The organism is Rathayibacter sp. VKM Ac-2856 (assembly GCF_013205055.1).
In the GTDB taxonomy this organism is placed as follows: domain Bacteria; phylum Actinomycetota; class Actinomycetes; order Actinomycetales; family Microbacteriaceae; genus Rathayibacter.
Genome location: NZ_JABMLF010000001.1, coordinates 1301313 through 1317786 on the forward strand (window position 1 = coordinate 1301313; position 16474 = coordinate 1317786).

The window sequence follows — 16474 nt, forward strand, 5'->3', positions numbered from 1 at the left end:
CGACGCTCGACTACGACAACTTTCGAGGACTCGCGCAGCGCGTCCGCCCCGACCCCGACGGGCTCCGCAGAAGTTGCGGTACTCGCGCCCCACTACCGCAACTTGTGGAGAATGGCCTCACGACCACGAGCTCCCTCCCCGAGTACGCAGAAGTCGTCGTCCTCGACGCGCGACTACGACAACTCCTGGAGACTCGCGCAGCACCGACGCGCCCACCGCCACCGACTCTGCAGAAGTTGCGGTACTCGCGACCCACTACCGCAGCTTCTGGAGGGTGGCCTCGCGACCACTCGCTCCGTCCTCGAGAACGCAGAAGTCGTCGTCGTCGACGCTCGACTACGACAACTTCTGGGGACTCGCGCAGCGCGTTCGGACCGACGTCCACCGACTCTGCAGGAGTTGCGGTAGTCGCGCCCGACTACCGGGACTTCTGGAGGGTGGGACCCTCGACTCCGACTCCCGAAGGGAGAGGCCGCGCGGCGGGGATCGCGTGCCAAGCGATTCCCGCGGCGGCCGACGCGCCCCGCTCTGCGGAACGCACCACCCCGAGAAGCCGACCGCGCCACGCCGCGCAGGGAGCGGCGTGGAAGACAGCGCCCACTGAGCGCCTGCGGCGCTCAGTGGAAGAAGTGCCGCTCCCCCGTCGTGTACATGGTGACGCCGGCGCGCTTCGCGGCCTCGATCACCTCGGGGTCGCGGACGGAGCCGCCGGGCTGGACGACGGCCTTGACGCCGGCCGCGAGGAGGACCTCGAGGCCGTCGGCGAAGGGGAAGAACGCGTCGGAGGCGGCGACGGAGCCGGGGGCGCGGTCACCGGCTCGGGAGACGGCGAGGTGGCAGGAGTCGACGCGGTTGACCTGGCCCATGCCGACGCCGACGGAGGCGCCGCCCTTGGCGAGCAGGATCGCGTTGGACTTGACGGCGCGGCAGGCCTTCCAGGCGAACTCGAGGTCGAGCATCGTGTCGGCGTCGGCGGGCTCGCCGGCGACGAGCTCCCAGCCGGAGCTGACCTCGCCGGGGCCGCCGACGAAGCGGTCCGGCTCCTGCAGCAGGATGCCGCCGGAGATCTGCTTGAACTCGGTCTCGACGGGGGCGTAGAAGTCGGGCAGCTGCAGCAGGCGCAGGTTCTTCTTGGTCTTCAGCACCTCGAGCGCCTCGGGCTCGAAGCCGGGGGCGACGAGGACCTCGGTGAAGATCTCCTTGACCGTCTCGGCCATCGCGAGGGTGACGGTGCGGTTGGCCGCGATGACGCCGCCGAACGCGGAGACCGGGTCGCACTCGTGGGCGCGGCGGTGCGCGGAGGCGATCGGGTCGATCGCCTTCGCTCCGGCGATCGCGATGCCGCAGGGGTTGGCGTGCTTGATGATCGCCACGGCGGGGAGCACGAAGTCGTAGGCGGCGCGGACGGCCGCGTCGGCGTCGACGTAGTTGTTGTACGACATCTCCTTGCCGTGCAGCTGGCGCGCCTGGGCGATGCCGGTGCCGTCGGGCGAGACGTAGAGCGCCGCCTTCTGGTGCGAGTTCTCGCCGTAGCGGAGCACCTGCTGGCGAGTGCCTCGGATCTCCACCGAGCCGGGGAACTCCGACTCGCCGCCCGCCTCCTGCCCGGCGAACCAGGCGGCGACGGCGGAGTCGTAGGAGGCGGTGTGCGCGAACGCGCGCGCGGCGAGGGTGCGGCGGGCGGCGAGGGTCGTGCCGCCGGTGCCGAGCGCGGCGACGATGCCGGAGTAGTCGGCGGGGTCGACGACGATCGCGACGTTGGCGTGGTTCTTCGCCGAGGCGCGGACGAGGGCCGGGCCGCCGATGTCGATGTTCTCGACCACGGTCGCGGCGTCGGCACCGCCGGCGACGGTCTCGCGGAACGGGTACAGGTTCACGACGACGAGCTCGAACGGCGCGATCTCGAGCTGCTCGAGCTGCTCGCGGTGCGAGGCGAGCCGGACGTCGGCGAGGATGCCCGCGTGCACGCCCGGGTGCAGGGTCTTCACCCGGCCGTCGAGCGACTCGGGGAAGCCGGTGACGGCCGACACGTCGGTCACGGAGTGGCCGGCCTCGCGGATGGTCGCGGCGGTGGAGCCGGTGGAGACCAGCTCGACGCCGGCGCCGGCCAGCGCCGAGGCGAGCTCGAGCAGTCCGGTCTTGTCGCTGACCGAGATCAGCGCCCGGCGGACGGGGACGACGTCGCGGTCGTCGTAGCTGCTGGGGTCGTGGGCGGTGATGCTCATGCGCGGGCGAGCTCCTCGAGATCGACGGTTCCGTGGGCGATGTCGAGCACCGTCTGCACCAGCAGACGACGCTCGATGGTCTTGATGCGCTCGTGCAGCGCGGTCTCGCTCTCGCCGGGGAGCACGGCGAGGCTCTCCTGGGCGATGACCGGGCCGGTGTCGACGCCGGTGTCGATGACGTGCACCGTCACTCCGGTCTCGGTGGCGCCGGCGGCGAGCGCGTCGCGGACGGCGTGCGCGCCGGGGAAGAGCGGCAGCAGGGCGGGGTGCGTGTTGATCATCCGCGGGCTGAGCGCGTCGACGACGACGGGCGGGAGGATGCGCATGAAGCCGGCGCAGACGACGAGGTCGGGCTGCCAGCCGCGGATCTGCTCGAGGAGCTCCGCGCCCCAGGCGTCGCGGGACGCGAAGGCGCCGGGGGCGACGACGAAGGACGGCACGCCGTGCACCTCGGCGTGGCGCAGGCCGTCGGCATCGGTGTCACTGCCGACCGCGACGACGCGGGCGGGGAAGCGGTCGTCGCGCGTCGCCTCGAGCAGCGCGCGGAGATTCGAGCCACCGCCGGAGATGAGGACGACCAACTTCAGCACTGCGCAAGTCTAGGGGGACGCCCCGGCGGCGACCACCGGCGCTCAGCCGCGACGGACGCGGCCCGAGGCCAGGCCGAGACCGGCGGCGAGCGCCAGCTCGAGCGCGGCGAGGGCGCCGACCAGGAGCGGATCCGGGCCGACCTGGGCGAGACGCCCCGGCCCCGCCGCTCCCGCCGAGAACCAGGCGAGCAGACCGAGCAGCAGACCGCCGACCAGGCCGATGCCGCCCGCCGCGGCGGCGCCCCAGCGCAGCAGCGACCGGCCGTCGAGGCCCTCGACGACCGCGGCGCGCAACCGCCAGCCAGCCGCGAAGCCCGCCAGCAGCGGCACCAGCAGGCCGAGGAAGGCGAAGGCGAGCTCGCCCTGCGGCAGCGCGGCGAGCACCGGGATGGACGGGATCGGCCCGAGCAGTGTCCCCGCCGGCGCGACCGACGAGCCGGCGCCGAGCGCGAAGCCCGGCCCGATCAGCCAGCTCGCCGCCCAGATCACGAGGTTCGGGAGGATCGCCAGCTGCCCGAGCGTCAGCGCGAGTCCGCCCAGGGCCTCGCCGCCGAGGCCCTCGTAGAGCGCGACGACGGCGGCGTAGTCGACCAGCAGCAGCACCGCCACGAGCACTCCGGCGGCGCCGACGACCGCGGTTGCCGCGAGGGTCCCGCCGCGCAGCGCCACGAGGATGAGCGGGGCGGCCGGCTCGGGCAGGCGGTGCAGCGACCGCTCGGCGAAGTCGCCGATCGGATCGCGCTCGCCGCTGCGGGCCGAGTGGGTCGCCGCCCCGATCACCACGCCGAGGGCGAAGACGAGCGGCGGCAGCAGCGTGCCCTGGAGGACGTCGATCCGTGCGACGTCGGCGGTCGCACCGAGGGTCACCAGCAGAGCGACGAGGAGGTAGGTGGCGATCGCCGAGCCGATGCCGAGGAGCCGGTAGGGCGACTCCTGCGCGCGCCGGCCCGTCCGGGCCCCGAGCAGGACCGCGAGGAGCGCGAAGGCGAGCGGGGCGAGAGTGATCGCGAACGGCTGCCCGCCGCCCGGCAGCCCGAGCGCGAGCGGGGAGTCGGGGGCGAAGGCGGCCTGCAGGTCCGCGCCGTGGCCGAGCAGCCAGGCGTCGGCGGCGACCCGCCAGAAGACGCTCCAGTCGACGGCCGTGTCGTACTGGACGGCCCAGAGGATCGTCAGCGGCACGAGCGGGATCGCGAGGCCGATCAGCGCCGAGAGCGCGGCGTCGAAGGCGGCGAGGAGTGCGACGGTGATCCGGTTCATGAGCCTGTCGAGCCTATCGGCGGCCCCGCCCGCGGCGGCTCAGCGACGCCCCGGGCGAGCGCGGACCGGCTCCTCCTCCGTGCCGAGGTGGGCGGGTCTCGATACGTCCCTCCGGGGCGGCTCGACCGGCATCGGAGCGGCCGCTCGATCTGCGCGGCCCGTCGGCACGCGGGTGCCTCCTGCTGATCGAGCAGCCCGCACCGCGGGCGCATCGAGATCCACCGGAGCCGCCGGCCGTGCCGTCCCCTAGGGTCGAGCCGTGACGACGACCGGCGACCGCACCGAGCGCGGCCTCGATCGGCTGGTGAACTTCACCGACGCCACGGTCGCCATCGCCATCACCTTCCTCGTCCTCCCCCTCGTCGACGTGGTCGAGGAGGGCGGCGCGAGCGATCTCGGCGCGCTGCTCGCCGGCCACTGGGGCACGCTCTCGGCGTTCGTCATCACCTTCGCCGTGATCGGCCGGCTCTGGCTGGTGCATCACGCGGTCGTCGAGGGCGTGGCCCGGTACTCCCCCGCGCTGGTCGCGGTGAACTTCGTCTGGCTCGCCTCGATCGTGCTGCTGCCGTTCGCGGCGAACCTGCTCTCGAACGCGTTCGACACCGATCCGACCGTGTTCGCGCTCTACATCGGCACGATGATCGTCGCGAGCACCGCGACCCTGGCGATGCAGCTGGTCCTGCGGCGCGACCCCGCGCTGCTCGCCCCCGGGATCGCACCGCAGCGATCCTCCGCGCGATCGCTGATCGTGATCTCGATCCTGCTCGTCGCACTCGTGCTCGCCGTCGCCGTGCCCGCGGTGAACATGCTCGCGCTGCTGCTGCTCCTGCTCTCCGGTCCGATCGAGCGCCTGGTGCACCGCGGACGCCGGAGCGAGGCGCGCCGGCCCACGCGCACCGAGCGGGGCCTGGACCGCATCGTGAACTTCTCGGACGCGACCGTGGCCATCGCGATCACGATCCTGGTGCTGCCGCTGGTCGAGCTCGCCCCCGAGATCGGCCGCGAGGGCGGCGGGGTGGGCGCGGTGCTCGGCCAGCACCTGGACTCGGTGCTCGCCTTCGCCCTCTCCTTCACGCTGATCGCGGTGTTCTGGATGCCGCACCACCGGATCTTCGAGCTCGCCGGTGATTACGACGCGGGGCTGGTCTGGCTCGACCTGCTCTGGCTGATCGGGATCGCGTTCCTGCCCTTCGCGACGAGCGCGATCGCGCTGCTGCCCGACTCGCGCGCGACGGTCGGCCTCTACATCGGCACGATGATCGTGATCAGCGGCGCGCTGCTGCTGATCGAGCTGCGGCTGCGGCTCCGTCCGGAACTGCTGCGCGAGGGCGCCGGGCCGGTCCGCCTCGCCCCGGCCGTCGTCCCCGTCACGCTCCTCGTCCTCGCCCTCGCGCTCGCGCTGCTCGTGCCGTCGGGCGGGCTGTGGTGGCTGCTGCTGCTCCTGCTCCAGCGGCCTCTCCTGCTGCTCGCGCGGCGCGTCCGCAGCTAGGCCGCGGGAGTCCAGCCGAGTCGCGGCGCGATCTCCTCGGCGACGACCTCGAGGATCCGCCGGTGCGACTCGACCCCGCCGACCGCGGGGAGCGTGATCGTGAGCGCGTCCGCCTCGGCGAGCGCCGGGTCGGCGGCGAGCGAGGCGACGATCTCGTCGGCCGTTCCGAGGTGGAGCGGGCTGAAGCGCATCGGCGCCGCGATGATCGAGCGGTCGGCCGTGCGGGGCCGGCCGTCGTCGTCCATCCGCGCGAGATAGCCCTCGACGAAGGGGCGGTGCGCCTCCTCGTCGGCGGGACCCGTCAGCGGCAGCACGATGCGCCCCGCCGTGACGCGGGACGTCCGCTCGGGGTGGGCGGCGGCGAAGGCCGCCCGATACGCGCGGATCTGCGCGGCCTGCTGCTCGGCGAACGGCAGCCCGGTCTCCTCCGTGTTCAGCGTCGAGACCTGGAGGTGCATGCCCTGCTCGCCCGCGCGCACGGCGGACGCGGTCGTGCCGGCGCCGTACCAGAGCCGGTCCGCCAGGCCGGGCGCATGCGGCTGCTGGACGAGCGGATCGCCGACCGGCACCGACATCAGCGCCGACTCGGCGATGCCCAGCACCGAGCCCGAGAGGGCCTCGCGCAGGCGCTCGATCCGCTCCTGCGCCTCGGCGCGGAACTCGCGCTCGGCCTGGCCGAAGACGCCGTCGAACACGGAGGCGAGGTGCGCGAAGCCGCTGCTGACGCCGAGATCGAGCCGACCGCCCGAGAGCAGGTCGACGGTCGCCGCGTCCTCCGCGAGCCGGACCGGCGACTCGTAGCGGGCGCCGATCACCGCGGTGCCCAGCCGCAGGCGGCGAGTGCGCTGCGAGGCCGCCGCGAAGAAGGTCATCGGCGAGGCGAGGAAGCGCTCGAAGTGCCGCACGCGCACCCAGCCGGTGTCGTAGCCGAGCCGCTCGGCGAGCTCGAAGAGGGCGAGTCCGTCCTCGAGGCTGCGCGCCGCGTCGTCCGGCCGCTCGGGGCCGTCCGGGTAGGGCACGAAGGTGAGGAAGTCGAGTCCGAGGCGGCGGGTCACGACTGCACGCTACCGCTCCCCCGGCCGGAGACGACGGAACGGACGGGACCCCCGCGTGAGGCGGGCGATCCCGTCCGTTCCGGACGCGCGGCGGACTAGAGCGCCGCGTAGACCTCGCGCAGCAGGTCGGCCGTCTCGGAGGGCGTCTTGCCCACGCGGACGCCGGCGGCCTCGAGGGCCTCCTTCTTGGCCTGCGCGGTGCCCGCGGAGCCGGAGACGATGGCGCCGGCGTGGCCCATGGTCTTGCCCTCGGGAGCCGTGAAGCCTGCGACGTAGCCGACGACCGGCTTCGTGACGTTCGCCTTGATGAAGTCGGCCGCGCGCTCCTCGGCGTCGCCGCCGATCTCGCCGATCATCACGATCGCCTTGGTCTCGGGGTCGGCCTCGAACGCGGCGAGCGCGTCGATGTGCGTGGTGCCGATGATCGGGTCGCCGCCGATGCCGATGGCGGTCGAGAAGCCCAGGTCGCGCAGCTCGTACATCATCTGGTAGGTCAGGGTGCCCGACTTGGAGACGAGGCCGATCGGGCCCTTGCCGGTGATCGTCGCGGGGGTGATGCCCACCAGCGACTCGCCCGGCGTGATGATGCCGGGGCAGTTCGGGCCGATGATCCGGGTCTTGTTGCCCTTCTCCTGCGCGTAGGCCCAGAACTCGGCCGAGTCCTGCACCGGGATGCCCTCGGTGATGACGACGAGGAGGCCGATCTCGGCGTCGATCGCCTCGATGACGGCGTCCTTCGAGAAGGCGGGCGGGACGAACGCGATCGACACGTCGGCGCCGGTGGCCTCGATGGCCTCCTTGACGGTGCCGAAGACGGGCAGCTCGACGTCGCCGTGGGTGACGGTCGTGCCGGCCTTGCGGGCGTTGACGCCGCCGACGACGTTCGTGCCGGCCTTGAGCATCAGCGCGGTGTGCTTGGTGCCCTCGCCGCCGGTGATGCCCTGGACGATGACCTTGGAGTCCTTGTTGAGGAAGATCGACATGCTTGTTCTCTGATTCCTTGAGTCGAGGGGGTCGTTACGCGGCGGCGAGAGCGGCGGCCTTGTCGGCGCCCTCGTCCATCGTCGCGGCCAGGGTGATGAGCGGGTTGGCGGCGGCCTCGAGGATCGCGCGGCCCTCCTCCACCTTGTTGCCGTCCAGGCGCACGACGAGCGGCTTGGTCGCCGAGTCGCCGAGGATCTCCAGCGCCTGCAGGATGCCGTTGGCGACGGCGTCGCACGCGGTGATGCCGCCGAAGACGTTGACGAAGACGCTCTTGACCTGCTCGTCGCCGAGGATCACGTCGAGGCCGTTCGCCATCACCTGGGCGGAGGCTCCGCCGCCGATGTCGAGGAAGTTGGCGGGCTTGACGCCCTTGTGCTTCTCGCCGGCGTAGGCGACGACGTCGAGCGTGGACATGACCAGCCCCGCGCCGTTGCCGATGATGCCGACCTCGCCGTCGAGCTTCACGTAGTTGAGGTCGTTCTCCTTGGCCTTGGCCTCGAGGGGGTCGGCGGCGTCCTTGTCCTCGAGCGCAGCGTGCTCGGGGTGGCGGAAGCCGGCGTTCTCGTCGATCGAGACCTTGCCGTCGAGCGCGACGATGTCGCCCTCCTCGGTGAGCACGAGCGGGTTCACCTCGACGAGGGTCGCGTCCTCGCCGGTGTAGACGTCGTAGAGCTTCACGAGCACGGGGGCGACCTTGGCGATCAGCTCCTCCGGGAACTTCGCCGCGCGGGCGATCTCCTCGGCCTTGGCCTGGTCGATGCCCTGGCCGGGGACGACCTCGACGCGGGCGAGGGCCTCGGGGCGCTCGACGGCGAGCTGCTCGATCTCCATGCCGCCCTCGTACGAGGTGAGCGAGAGGTAGGAGCGGTTGGCTCGGTCCAGCAGGACCGAGAAGTAGAACTCGCGGTCGATCCGCGCGCCGCCGGCGACCATGACGCGCTTGACGACGTGGCCCTTGATGTCCAGGCCGAGGATCGACTTCGCCGCCTCGAACGCGTCGTCCGCGGTCTTCGCGACCTTCACGCCGCCCGCCTTGCCGCGGCCGCCGATCTTGACCTGCGCCTTGACGACGGTGACGCCGCCCAGCTTCTCCGCCGCGGCGCGCACCTCCTCCGGCGTATCGGCGACGATGCCGGGGAGCACGGGCACGCCGTACTTCTCGAACAGATCACGGGCCTGGTATTCGAAGAGATCCACGCTGCATTCCCATTCCGCGCCGAGCGCGCTTGCGTTCCGAGTCCGAGTGCGGCCCACGGCGCCGGAGGTCCGTGCTGTCCGGATCCGCGCCGTCGGAGGGTCGCGCTGTCCGGAGTCTCGGCACGGTTCTGTGTCGGCACTCTTTCTGGGCCGCGCCAACTCTACTCCGGACCCCGCGAGCCCTCGCCGTGCCGCGGCTGGAGTGTGCAGGGATGCGCGCATCGCCGGCTGGGGAGGGACGCCCGCGCCGCGTACCGTGGAGGGATGCCCCTGCGCGCCCCCGCCGACCGCGACGTCTTCCGCGAGGGCGTCTTCCTCGTCGCGGGAGCCCGCGCGATCCTCCTGCAGATCGCGCACCCCGCGGTGGGCGCCGGCGTCGCCGAGCACTCCGACTTCGTGCACCGCGCGCTCGGCCGACTGTACGGCACCCTCTCCTACCTCTACGCGCTCCAGTTCGGCAGCCCCGAGGACCTCCGGACCGTGCAGCGCCGGGTGAACCGCGCGCACGGCCCGGTCCGCGGCCCGGGCTACACCGCCTTCGACCCGGAGCTGCAGCGCTGGGTGGCCGCGACGATCACGCAGTCGATGCTGCAGCTCCACGAGGGCGCCTTCGGCCCGCTCGGCCGGGAGGAGGCGGACGAGATCGTGCACCGCTCCCGCGTCGTCGGCACCGCGCTGCAGATGCCCGAGGAGCTCTGGCCGTCCTCGCGCGCGGCGTTCGACGCCTACTGGGAGCGCGAGCTCGGCCGCCTCGAGGTCACGCCCGCCGCGCGCCGGGTCGCCCGCGATCTGCTCGGCGGCGGACTCGCGGCCTGGTGGCTGCGCCCGCTCGGCCCGTATCTGCGCCTGATCACCGCGGGGCTGCTGCCGGCGGAGCTGCGCGCGCCGTTCGGCTTCCGCTGGAGCGCGCGGCAGCAGGCGCGCTTCGACCGCGCACTGGCCCGCACGTTCGCCGTCTACCGCGCCCTGCCCACGGTCGTGCGCACCGCGCCGAGCCGCTACTTCCTGGCCCGCGTGCGCGCCGAGACCGAGCGCGACGCCGCCCGCCTCAGAAGCCGGGCGTGATCGTCCACCCCGCGTAGGCCGCCAGCTCGAGCCCGAGAGCCTGCGCCGCCGCCCGCGCCTCGTCCTGCCCGCGCTCGTCGCGGACGTCGACGGCGATCGGCACGCTGTCGCCGAAGCCCGCCACCGAGACCCGCGCGCTGGTCGGTCCGCTGTAGAGCGGCACGTGGGCGTCCGCGGTGCGCGCGCCGACCACCCGCGAGCCGGTCGCCTCGGCGATCACGGCCAGCGCGAACGGCGCCGTCGCGATCGTCTCGGTGTAGAGCGTCGCCTCGCCGCGCATGAGCGCCTCCTCGATCGTCGGACCACCGCCGTCCCGGACCCTCGCCGTGGTCGGGTCGGCGTGGTCCGATCGACTGTACGGGCGGCCGCCGGCCCTCGCAGGCACTTGCGCCGCGCGGTGCGGGCCCCCTCGTCCACCCGCCGCGCCGGGCCGCACACTGAGCATCCGGTGCGGAGCGCTTGAACGGCGCCCCCGCCGGATCTACCGTGTGGAGCACCCGGCACAGCGCCGTGGCGGTCAACGACGACTGGAGCCCCCGATGAGCATCACCGAACCGCGGACCGCCGAGGCACCCGCCGCACCCCCGCCCGCGACCGGGTACGGCAGCGTCTCGGTCGCGGCGATCCTGGCGGAGGCGGCGCGCCGCACGCCGACGACGGTCGCGGTCCGGGTGGGCCCGCTCGCCCTCGACTACCGCACCCTCTGGGACCAGACCCGCGCCTACGCCGGCGCCCTGCACGCCCAGGGCGTCGGGCCGGGCGACCGGGTGGCGCTGCTGATCCCCAACGTCCCCGACTTCCCGCGCGGCTACTTCGCCGTCCTCGCCCTCGGCGCGGTCGTCGTGCCGGTGCACGCGCTGCTCAAGCACGACGAGATCGCCTACGTCCTCCGCGACTCCGGGGCGACCGCGCTGATCTGCGCCGCCCCGCTGCTCGCCGAGGGCGCCGCCGGAGCGGCCCTCGCCGGCGTCCCCGTGCTGAGCGTCCTCGTGCCCGACGGCACAGAGAGCCCCTTCCCGCGGCTCGAGGACCTCGCCGCGACGGCGACGCCGATCGACACCTACGTGCCGCGCTCGCCGTTCGACACGGCCACGATCCTCTACACCAGCGGCACCACCGGGCGTCCGAAGGGAGCGGAGGGGACGCATCTCGCGATCGTCTCGCAGTCCGACGTGCTCCTGATGAACACCTTCGATCTGCACCAGGGCGACGTGGTGCTCGGAGCGCTGCCGCTCTTCCACACCTTCGGCCAGGTCTGCGCGATGAACACCGCGTTCCGCACGGCGGCGACCGTGGTGCTCGTGCCGAAGTTCGACGGCGACGCGGCACTGGAGGCGATGATCGCGCACGGCTGCACCGTGTTCGAGGGCGTCCCGACGATGTACGTGGCGCTCCTGGACGCCGCGTCCCGCCGGGCGGACCGACCGCCGCTGCGCTACGCGGTCTCGGGAGGCGCCGCGCTGCCGGTCGCGGTGATCGAGCGCTTCCGCGAGGTGTTCGGCGTCGAGATCTACGAGGGCTACGGCCTGACCGAGACCTCCCCCGTCGCGACCTTCAACCACGTCGGCGTCCCGCCGCGCGCCGGCACCGTCGGCACGCCGATCTGGGGTGTGGACGTCGAGGTCGCCCGGCCCGATCTCGCCGACCGGATCGAGCTGCTCCCTCGCGGCGAGCTGGGCGAGATCGTGGTCCGCGGCCACAACCTGATGAAGGGCTACCTCGGCAACCCGGAGGCCTCGGCCGCGGCGGTCGTCGACGGCTGGTTCCGCACCGGCGACCTCGGCACCAAGGACGACGAGGACTACATCCGCATCCTCGACCGGACCAAGGACATGATCATCCGCAACGGCTACAACGTGTACCCGCGCGAGGTCGAGGAGGTCCTGATCGGGCACCCGGACGTCGCGAACGCCGCCGTCTTCGGCGTCGCCGACGAGAAGCACGGCCAGGAGATCATGGCCGCCGTGGTGCTGCTGCCGTCGGCCTCGGCGACCGCGGAGGAGCTGATCGCGTACGCGAACGAGCACCTCGCCGCCTTCAAGTTCCCCCGCCGCATCGAGCTCGTCGAGGCGCTCCCCCTCGGCCCCAGCGGCAAGGTCCTGAAGCGCGAGCTCGTCGCCCAGTACTCCTGACGCCCTGCTCGCTCGTCCCCTCCTCCGCGAGATGCCACTTGTGCACGCCCGACACGGCGTGTCGCGCGCACAAGTGGCATCTCGCGGCGGGGGAACGGGCGGGCGAGCAGGAGGGTCAGCCCTGTTAGGGGGACACGGGGGAGGGCGCGGGTGAGGCATGCTGAGGCGTCCCGCCGCGCCACCAGGAAGAACCGTCGATGAGCTCCCGCCCGCACCACTCCCCGCCCGATCTGCCGGACCGCGCTCGACGCAACCGCCGCTCCGCAGATCGGCGGCCCGCTCCGCGTCCTTTCGCACGCAGGGTCCAGGACAGCCGGCCCGCCGATGTCAGCGCCGCTGACCGCAGCCCCTCCGGGCGCCGGCCGCTGCGGGCGGGGTCGCTCAGGCTCACCCGTCTCCGCCTCACCCCGCTGCAGTGGGTCGTCGGCGGCATCACCGCCTTTCTCGCCCTCGTCGCCTGGCTGACGGGAGGGCCCTGGTCGGCGCTGATCATGGTCGCCCTCGTCGTGCTGATCACGGCCGCCTACGGCGTGCTCCTGCGTCGGCCGACCTGGCTCGGACTGCCGCGTCGCCGCCGAGCGTCGGCGATGACGGGAGCCGCCGCGATGCTCGTCCTCGTCCTGAGCACCTCGGCGCTCGGATCCACGACCGCGCCGGCACCGGCCGACGAGCAGGCCGTGGCGTCCGGCACCGAGAGCCCGGCGTCCTTTGCCGCCGCACCGACTCGCACGACCACGCCGACGCCGACGCCGACGCCGACGCGGACGGTCGTGATCACGACCGAGACGGTGACCGAGACCGTCGCGATCCCCCGCTCCTCGCGCACCGAGGACGACCCGGGCGCGGCCCAGGGCACGAGCACCGTGATCGCCGGCGTCGACGGCGTGCTCACCCGCACCGTCGAGGTCGTGAAGCACGACGGTGCCGAGGTCTCCCGCTCGCAGCTGTCGGAGTCGGTCACCACGCCCCCGGTCGACGACGTCACCCGCGTGGGCACGCTGGTGCCGGCCCCCGCGCCGGTCGCCGAGCCGGCCGGCGCCGGCTGCCACTCCAGCTACGCCGGCGAGTGCGTCCCGATCGCCTCCGACGGCGACTGCGCCGCCGGCAGCGGCAACGGCCCCGTCTACATCCTGGGCCCGGTGACGGTCGTCGGCCCCGACGACTACGACCTCGACAACGACGGCGACGGCATCGCCTGCGACGCCTAGCCTTCCCTCCCGCGAGATGCCACTTGTGCACGCGACACGCCGTGGAAGGCGTGCACAAGTGGCATCTCGCGGAGGCGGGTCAGCCCAGCAGGGACCAGACGACGGAGGCGAGCACGCCGCCGACGAGGGCGCCCGCGGTCACCTGCGCGGGCGTGTGCGCGCCGAGGCGCACCCGTGACCAGCCGGTCCAGAGCGCGATCGGCACGGTGATCAGGAGCGACCACGGTCCGTAGGCGATCAGCACCACCACGGCGCAGGTCGCGACGACGGCCGCGTGCCCCGACAGCTTCCAGCCGAGGTTGACCAGGCCGATCACGACGAGCACCGCCACCGTGACGACGCCGAAGGTCGTGACCGCCCGCGGCGCCCCGAGCACCGCGAGCAGCACGAGCCCGACGACGATCGAGACCAGCGCGAGCCCGATCGGCAGCGCCCGCTCGCGCCGGTCCGGCACGTGGTGATCGCCGCGGATCCGCCCCGCGCGCATCAGCAGCCGGACCACGAGGTACGGCAGCACCCCGACGAAGAGCGCCGCGAGCGCGCCCCAGGCCACGCCGAGCAACGGAGGGTCCGCGACCCGGGCGCCGACGATCAGCGGCACCACCATCGCCAGCACCGGCGGCGCGAACGCCTCCGTCGCCACCCGCGCCGCGATCGGTCCGCGCCAGCCCGCCGCGCCCGCCTCAGGCGCTCTCGACCGGCTCACGACCACTCGAGCGGCTCACTCACGAGCGACTCGGACACGAACGGCTCACTCACGAGCGACTCGGACACGTACGGCTCAGACACGACCGGCTCAGAGCTTCTCGATGGGCGCGACCTTGATCAGCAGCTTCTTGGCGCCGACCTGGTCGAAGAGCACGTGCGCGACCCGCTTGCTGCCCTCGCCGGTGACCGCGTTCACGCGTCCCTCGCCGAAGTCGGTGTGCCGGATCCGGTCGCCCGCGATCAGCTCGAGGTCGCCGTTGTCGCGCACCATCCCGGTGATCCGATTGGGGAACTCGCCCTTCGCCTTCGGCGCCGCGGCGAGCGCCTGGCGGAACTCGGTGTTCGCCTTCGAGCGGCCGAAGCCGGGGCGCTGGGCATTGAGCGCCCGCGGCTGCGTGCCGCCGCGCGAGGTCGCGGCGCCCGGCGACTGGCGCCACTGGATCAGCTCGGCCGGGATCTCCTGGAGGAACCGGCTCGGCATCGCCACCGAGGTCTCGCCGTACTGCGCCCGGGTCATCGCGAGGGACAGGTAGAGGCGCTTGCGCGCCCGGGTGATGCCGACGTAGAACAGCCGCCGCTCCTCCGCGGGGCCGCCCGGCTCGTTCGCCGAGATGCGGTGCGGGAGGAGGTCCTCCTCGATGCCGGTGAGGAACACCGCGTCGTACTCCAGCCCCTTCGCGGTGTGCAGCGTCATCAGCGACACGGTGCCGGAGTCGTCGTCGAGGTCGTCCGCCGCCGCGACGAGCGACACCTCGGTCAGGAAGTCGACCAGGCCGCCGTCGGGGTTGTTCCGGGCGAACTCCTTCGTCACGGCGATCAGCTCGTCGACGTTCTCGGCCCGCGCCTCGTCCTGCGGGTCGCGGCTGGCGCGGAGCATGTCGATGTAGCCGCTGCGCGTGAGCAGCGCCGTCAGCACCTCGTGCACCTTCGCCTCGCCCTCGGGCCGCGCCGGGTCGAGCATCAGCGCGCACTCGTCGAGCAGCGTCGCGAGGTCGACGATCGCCTTCGTCACCTTGGGCCCCATGCCGAGCGACCCGGCGTTCCGCATCGCCTCGCGCAGCGTCACCCCGTTGGTGTCCGCGAAGGACTGCAGCTGCGCCTCGGTCGCCGGGCCGATGCCGCGCTTGGGCGTGTTCATGATGCGCCGGAGCGCGAGCACGTCGGCCGGGTTCGCGACGGTGATCAGATAGGCGAGCGCGTCCTTGATCTCGGCGCGCTCGTAGAACTTGGTCCCGCCGAGGATGCGGTACGGCAGCGCCGAGCGGATGAAGATCTCCTCCAGCGCGCGGGTCTGCGCGTTGGTGCGGTAGAACACCGCGATCTCGTCGTACCCGGTGCCGGCCGCGTGGATCCGCGCGATCTCGTCGACGACGAACTGCGCCTCGTCGTGACCCGAGTACCCCGTGTAGCCGATGATCTTCTCGCCCTCGCCGCTGGCGGACCAGAGGTTCTTCGCCCGGCGGTCGAAGTTGTTCGAGATGACGGCGTTCGCGGCCGAGAGGATGTTCTGCGTCGAGCGGTAGTTCTGCTCGAGCAGGATGACCCGGCAGCCCGGGAAGTCGCGCTCGAACTCGACGATGTTGCGGATGTCCGCCCCGCGGAACGCGTAGATCGACTGGTCGGAGTCGCCCACGACCGTGAGCGAGGCCCCGGGGATCGAGCCGTCGGCCGTCACCGGGCCGCGGTAGGGCCGGTCGAAGGCGGCCGCCGCGATCGTGGCCGGCGGGACGGGCCGGGTCAGCTCGTGGATCAGCGAGTACTGCGCGTGGTTCGTGTCCTGGTACTCGTCGACCATCACGTGCCGGAACCGGCGCTGATACTTCGCCGCGACGTGCGGGAAGGCGCGGAAGAGGTAGACCGTCTGCGCGATCAGGTCGTCGAAGTCGAAGGCGTTCGCGCTCTCGAGCGCGCGCGAGTAGGCGCGGAAGACCTGGAGGAACATCTCCTCGTTCGGGTCGCTCATGTTCGCGGTGCGGGCGTAGGAGTCGACGTCGGCGAGCTCGTTCTTGAGCTTCGAGATCTTCGCCGAGGCGCTCGCGACCGTGATCCCGAGCGAGTCCGCCTCGAGGTCCTTCACGATCCGCTTGAGCAGCGCGCGCTGGTCGCCCGAGTCGTAGATGGTGAACGACGAGGTCATCCCGAAGTTCTCGGCCTCGCGGCGCAGGATCCGCACGCAGGCGGAGTGGAAGGTCGAGATCCACATCCCCTCGGCCGCCTGGCCGACGATCTTCTCGACGCGCTCGCGCATCTCGGCGGCCGCCTTGTTGGTGAAGGTGATCGCGAGGATCTGGCTCGGCCACGCCTCCCCGCTGCCGAGCAGGCTCGCGATGCGCCGGGTGAGCACGCTCGTCTTGCCCGACCCCGCGCCGGCCACGATGAGCAGCGCGTCGCCGCGGTACTCGACCGCCTCGCGCTGCTGCGGGTTCAGCCCGGCCACCAGCCGCTCGTGCGCGGGGTCGGTGCGCGCGGAGTCGTCGGAGGGCCCGCCGGGCGCGCCGACGATGACCGGGGTGGCGCGGGAATCGCTCGGATCGAAGAGGAGGCTCATGTCCCTCCGAGTGTAG

General features: G+C 72.8%; 13 protein-coding genes. 4 read left to right on the plus strand and 9 right to left on the minus strand.

Annotation, left to right across the window (positions count from 1 at the left end; translation table 11 throughout):
* Positions 1 to 617: 617 nt before the first annotated feature.
* From purH to HQQ82_RS06025, 3 genes are read right to left on the minus strand one after another with little or no spacing between them, the layout of a single operon-like run.
* A complete protein-coding gene (gene purH, locus HQQ82_RS06015; protein WP_173232086.1) occupies positions 618 to 2225 on the minus strand; it encodes a bifunctional phosphoribosylaminoimidazolecarboxamide formyltransferase/IMP cyclohydrolase in 1608 nt (535 codons plus the stop codon).
* Positions 2222 to 2815: a phosphoribosylglycinamide formyltransferase gene (purN, locus tag HQQ82_RS06020; protein WP_173232087.1), complete on the minus strand. Its 594-nt coding sequence runs from the start codon at positions 2813 to 2815 to the stop codon at positions 2222 to 2224. The genes purH and purN overlap by 4 nt, the downstream gene beginning before the upstream one ends.
* Positions 2816 to 2857: 42 nt before the next feature.
* A complete protein-coding gene (locus tag HQQ82_RS06025) occupies positions 2858 to 4072 on the minus strand; it encodes a DUF6350 family protein (RefSeq protein ID WP_173232088.1) in 1215 nt (404 codons plus the stop codon).
* A 259-nt stretch (positions 4073 to 4331) separates the two neighbouring features.
* Here HQQ82_RS06025 and HQQ82_RS06030 point away from each other — a divergent pair, with 259 nt between their 5' ends.
* The gene (locus tag HQQ82_RS06030) at positions 4332 to 5561 is read left to right on the plus strand and encodes a TMEM175 family protein (RefSeq protein ID WP_173232089.1); all 1230 of its coding nucleotides are present in this window, start codon (positions 4332 to 4334) and stop codon (positions 5559 to 5561) included.
* Here HQQ82_RS06030 and HQQ82_RS06035 read toward each other — a convergent pair.
* The 3 genes from HQQ82_RS06035 to sucC all read right to left on the minus strand — a co-directional run bounded on the left by HQQ82_RS06035 (position 5558) and on the right by sucC (position 8797).
* Positions 5558 to 6616 carry an LLM class flavin-dependent oxidoreductase gene (locus HQQ82_RS06035; protein WP_173232090.1) on the minus strand — a complete coding sequence of 353 codons (1059 nt, stop codon included), beginning with the start codon at positions 6614 to 6616 and terminating at the stop codon, positions 5558 to 5560. The genes HQQ82_RS06030 and HQQ82_RS06035 overlap by 4 nt on opposite strands.
* A 95-nt stretch (positions 6617 to 6711) precedes the next feature.
* Complete coding sequence (gene sucD / locus HQQ82_RS06040; protein ID WP_123445113.1) at positions 6712 to 7599, minus strand: succinate--CoA ligase subunit alpha; 888 nt, start codon at positions 7597 to 7599, stop codon at positions 6712 to 6714.
* Positions 7600 to 7633: 34 nt separating this feature from the next.
* Positions 7634 to 8797: an ADP-forming succinate--CoA ligase subunit beta gene (gene sucC / locus HQQ82_RS06045; RefSeq protein WP_123445112.1), complete on the minus strand. Its 1164-nt coding sequence runs from the start codon at positions 8795 to 8797 to the stop codon at positions 7634 to 7636.
* A gap of 264 nt (positions 8798 to 9061) precedes the next feature.
* On the opposite strand from sucC, the gene HQQ82_RS06050 reads away from it, so the two are divergent.
* Positions 9062 to 9862: an oxygenase MpaB family protein gene (locus HQQ82_RS06050; protein ID WP_173232091.1), complete on the plus strand. Its 801-nt coding sequence runs from the start codon at positions 9062 to 9064 to the stop codon at positions 9860 to 9862.
* On the opposite strand, the gene HQQ82_RS06055 is transcribed toward HQQ82_RS06050, so the two are convergent.
* Entirely contained in the window at positions 9846 to 10142 is a 297-nt protein-coding gene (locus HQQ82_RS06055; RefSeq protein ID WP_160087704.1) for a hypothetical protein, read from the minus strand. The genes HQQ82_RS06050 and HQQ82_RS06055 overlap by 17 nt on opposite strands.
* A 259-nt stretch (positions 10143 to 10401) precedes the next feature.
* On the opposite strand from HQQ82_RS06055, the gene HQQ82_RS06060 reads away from it, so the two are divergent.
* Positions 10402 to 11994, plus strand: coding sequence for a long-chain fatty acid--CoA ligase (locus tag HQQ82_RS06060; RefSeq protein WP_173232092.1), 1593 nt, complete (start codon positions 10402 to 10404; stop codon positions 11992 to 11994).
* 197 nt (positions 11995 to 12191) lie between these two features.
* On the plus strand, positions 12192 to 13202 hold the full coding sequence (locus tag HQQ82_RS06065) for a G5 domain-containing protein (RefSeq protein ID WP_173232093.1): 1011 nt from the start codon (positions 12192 to 12194) through the stop codon (positions 13200 to 13202).
* Positions 13203 to 13281: 79 nt separating this feature from the next.
* Here HQQ82_RS06065 and HQQ82_RS06070 read toward each other — a convergent pair whose 3' ends face one another.
* A complete protein-coding gene (locus tag HQQ82_RS06070) occupies positions 13282 to 13908 on the minus strand; it encodes a phosphatase PAP2 family protein (protein ID WP_173232094.1) in 627 nt (208 codons plus the stop codon).
* A gap of 90 nt (positions 13909 to 13998) precedes the next feature.
* Positions 13999 to 16458, minus strand: a complete 2460-nt coding sequence (locus tag HQQ82_RS06075; protein ID WP_173232095.1) for an ATP-dependent helicase — start codon at positions 16456 to 16458, stop codon at positions 13999 to 14001.
* Positions 16459 to 16474: the final 16 nt, after the last annotated feature.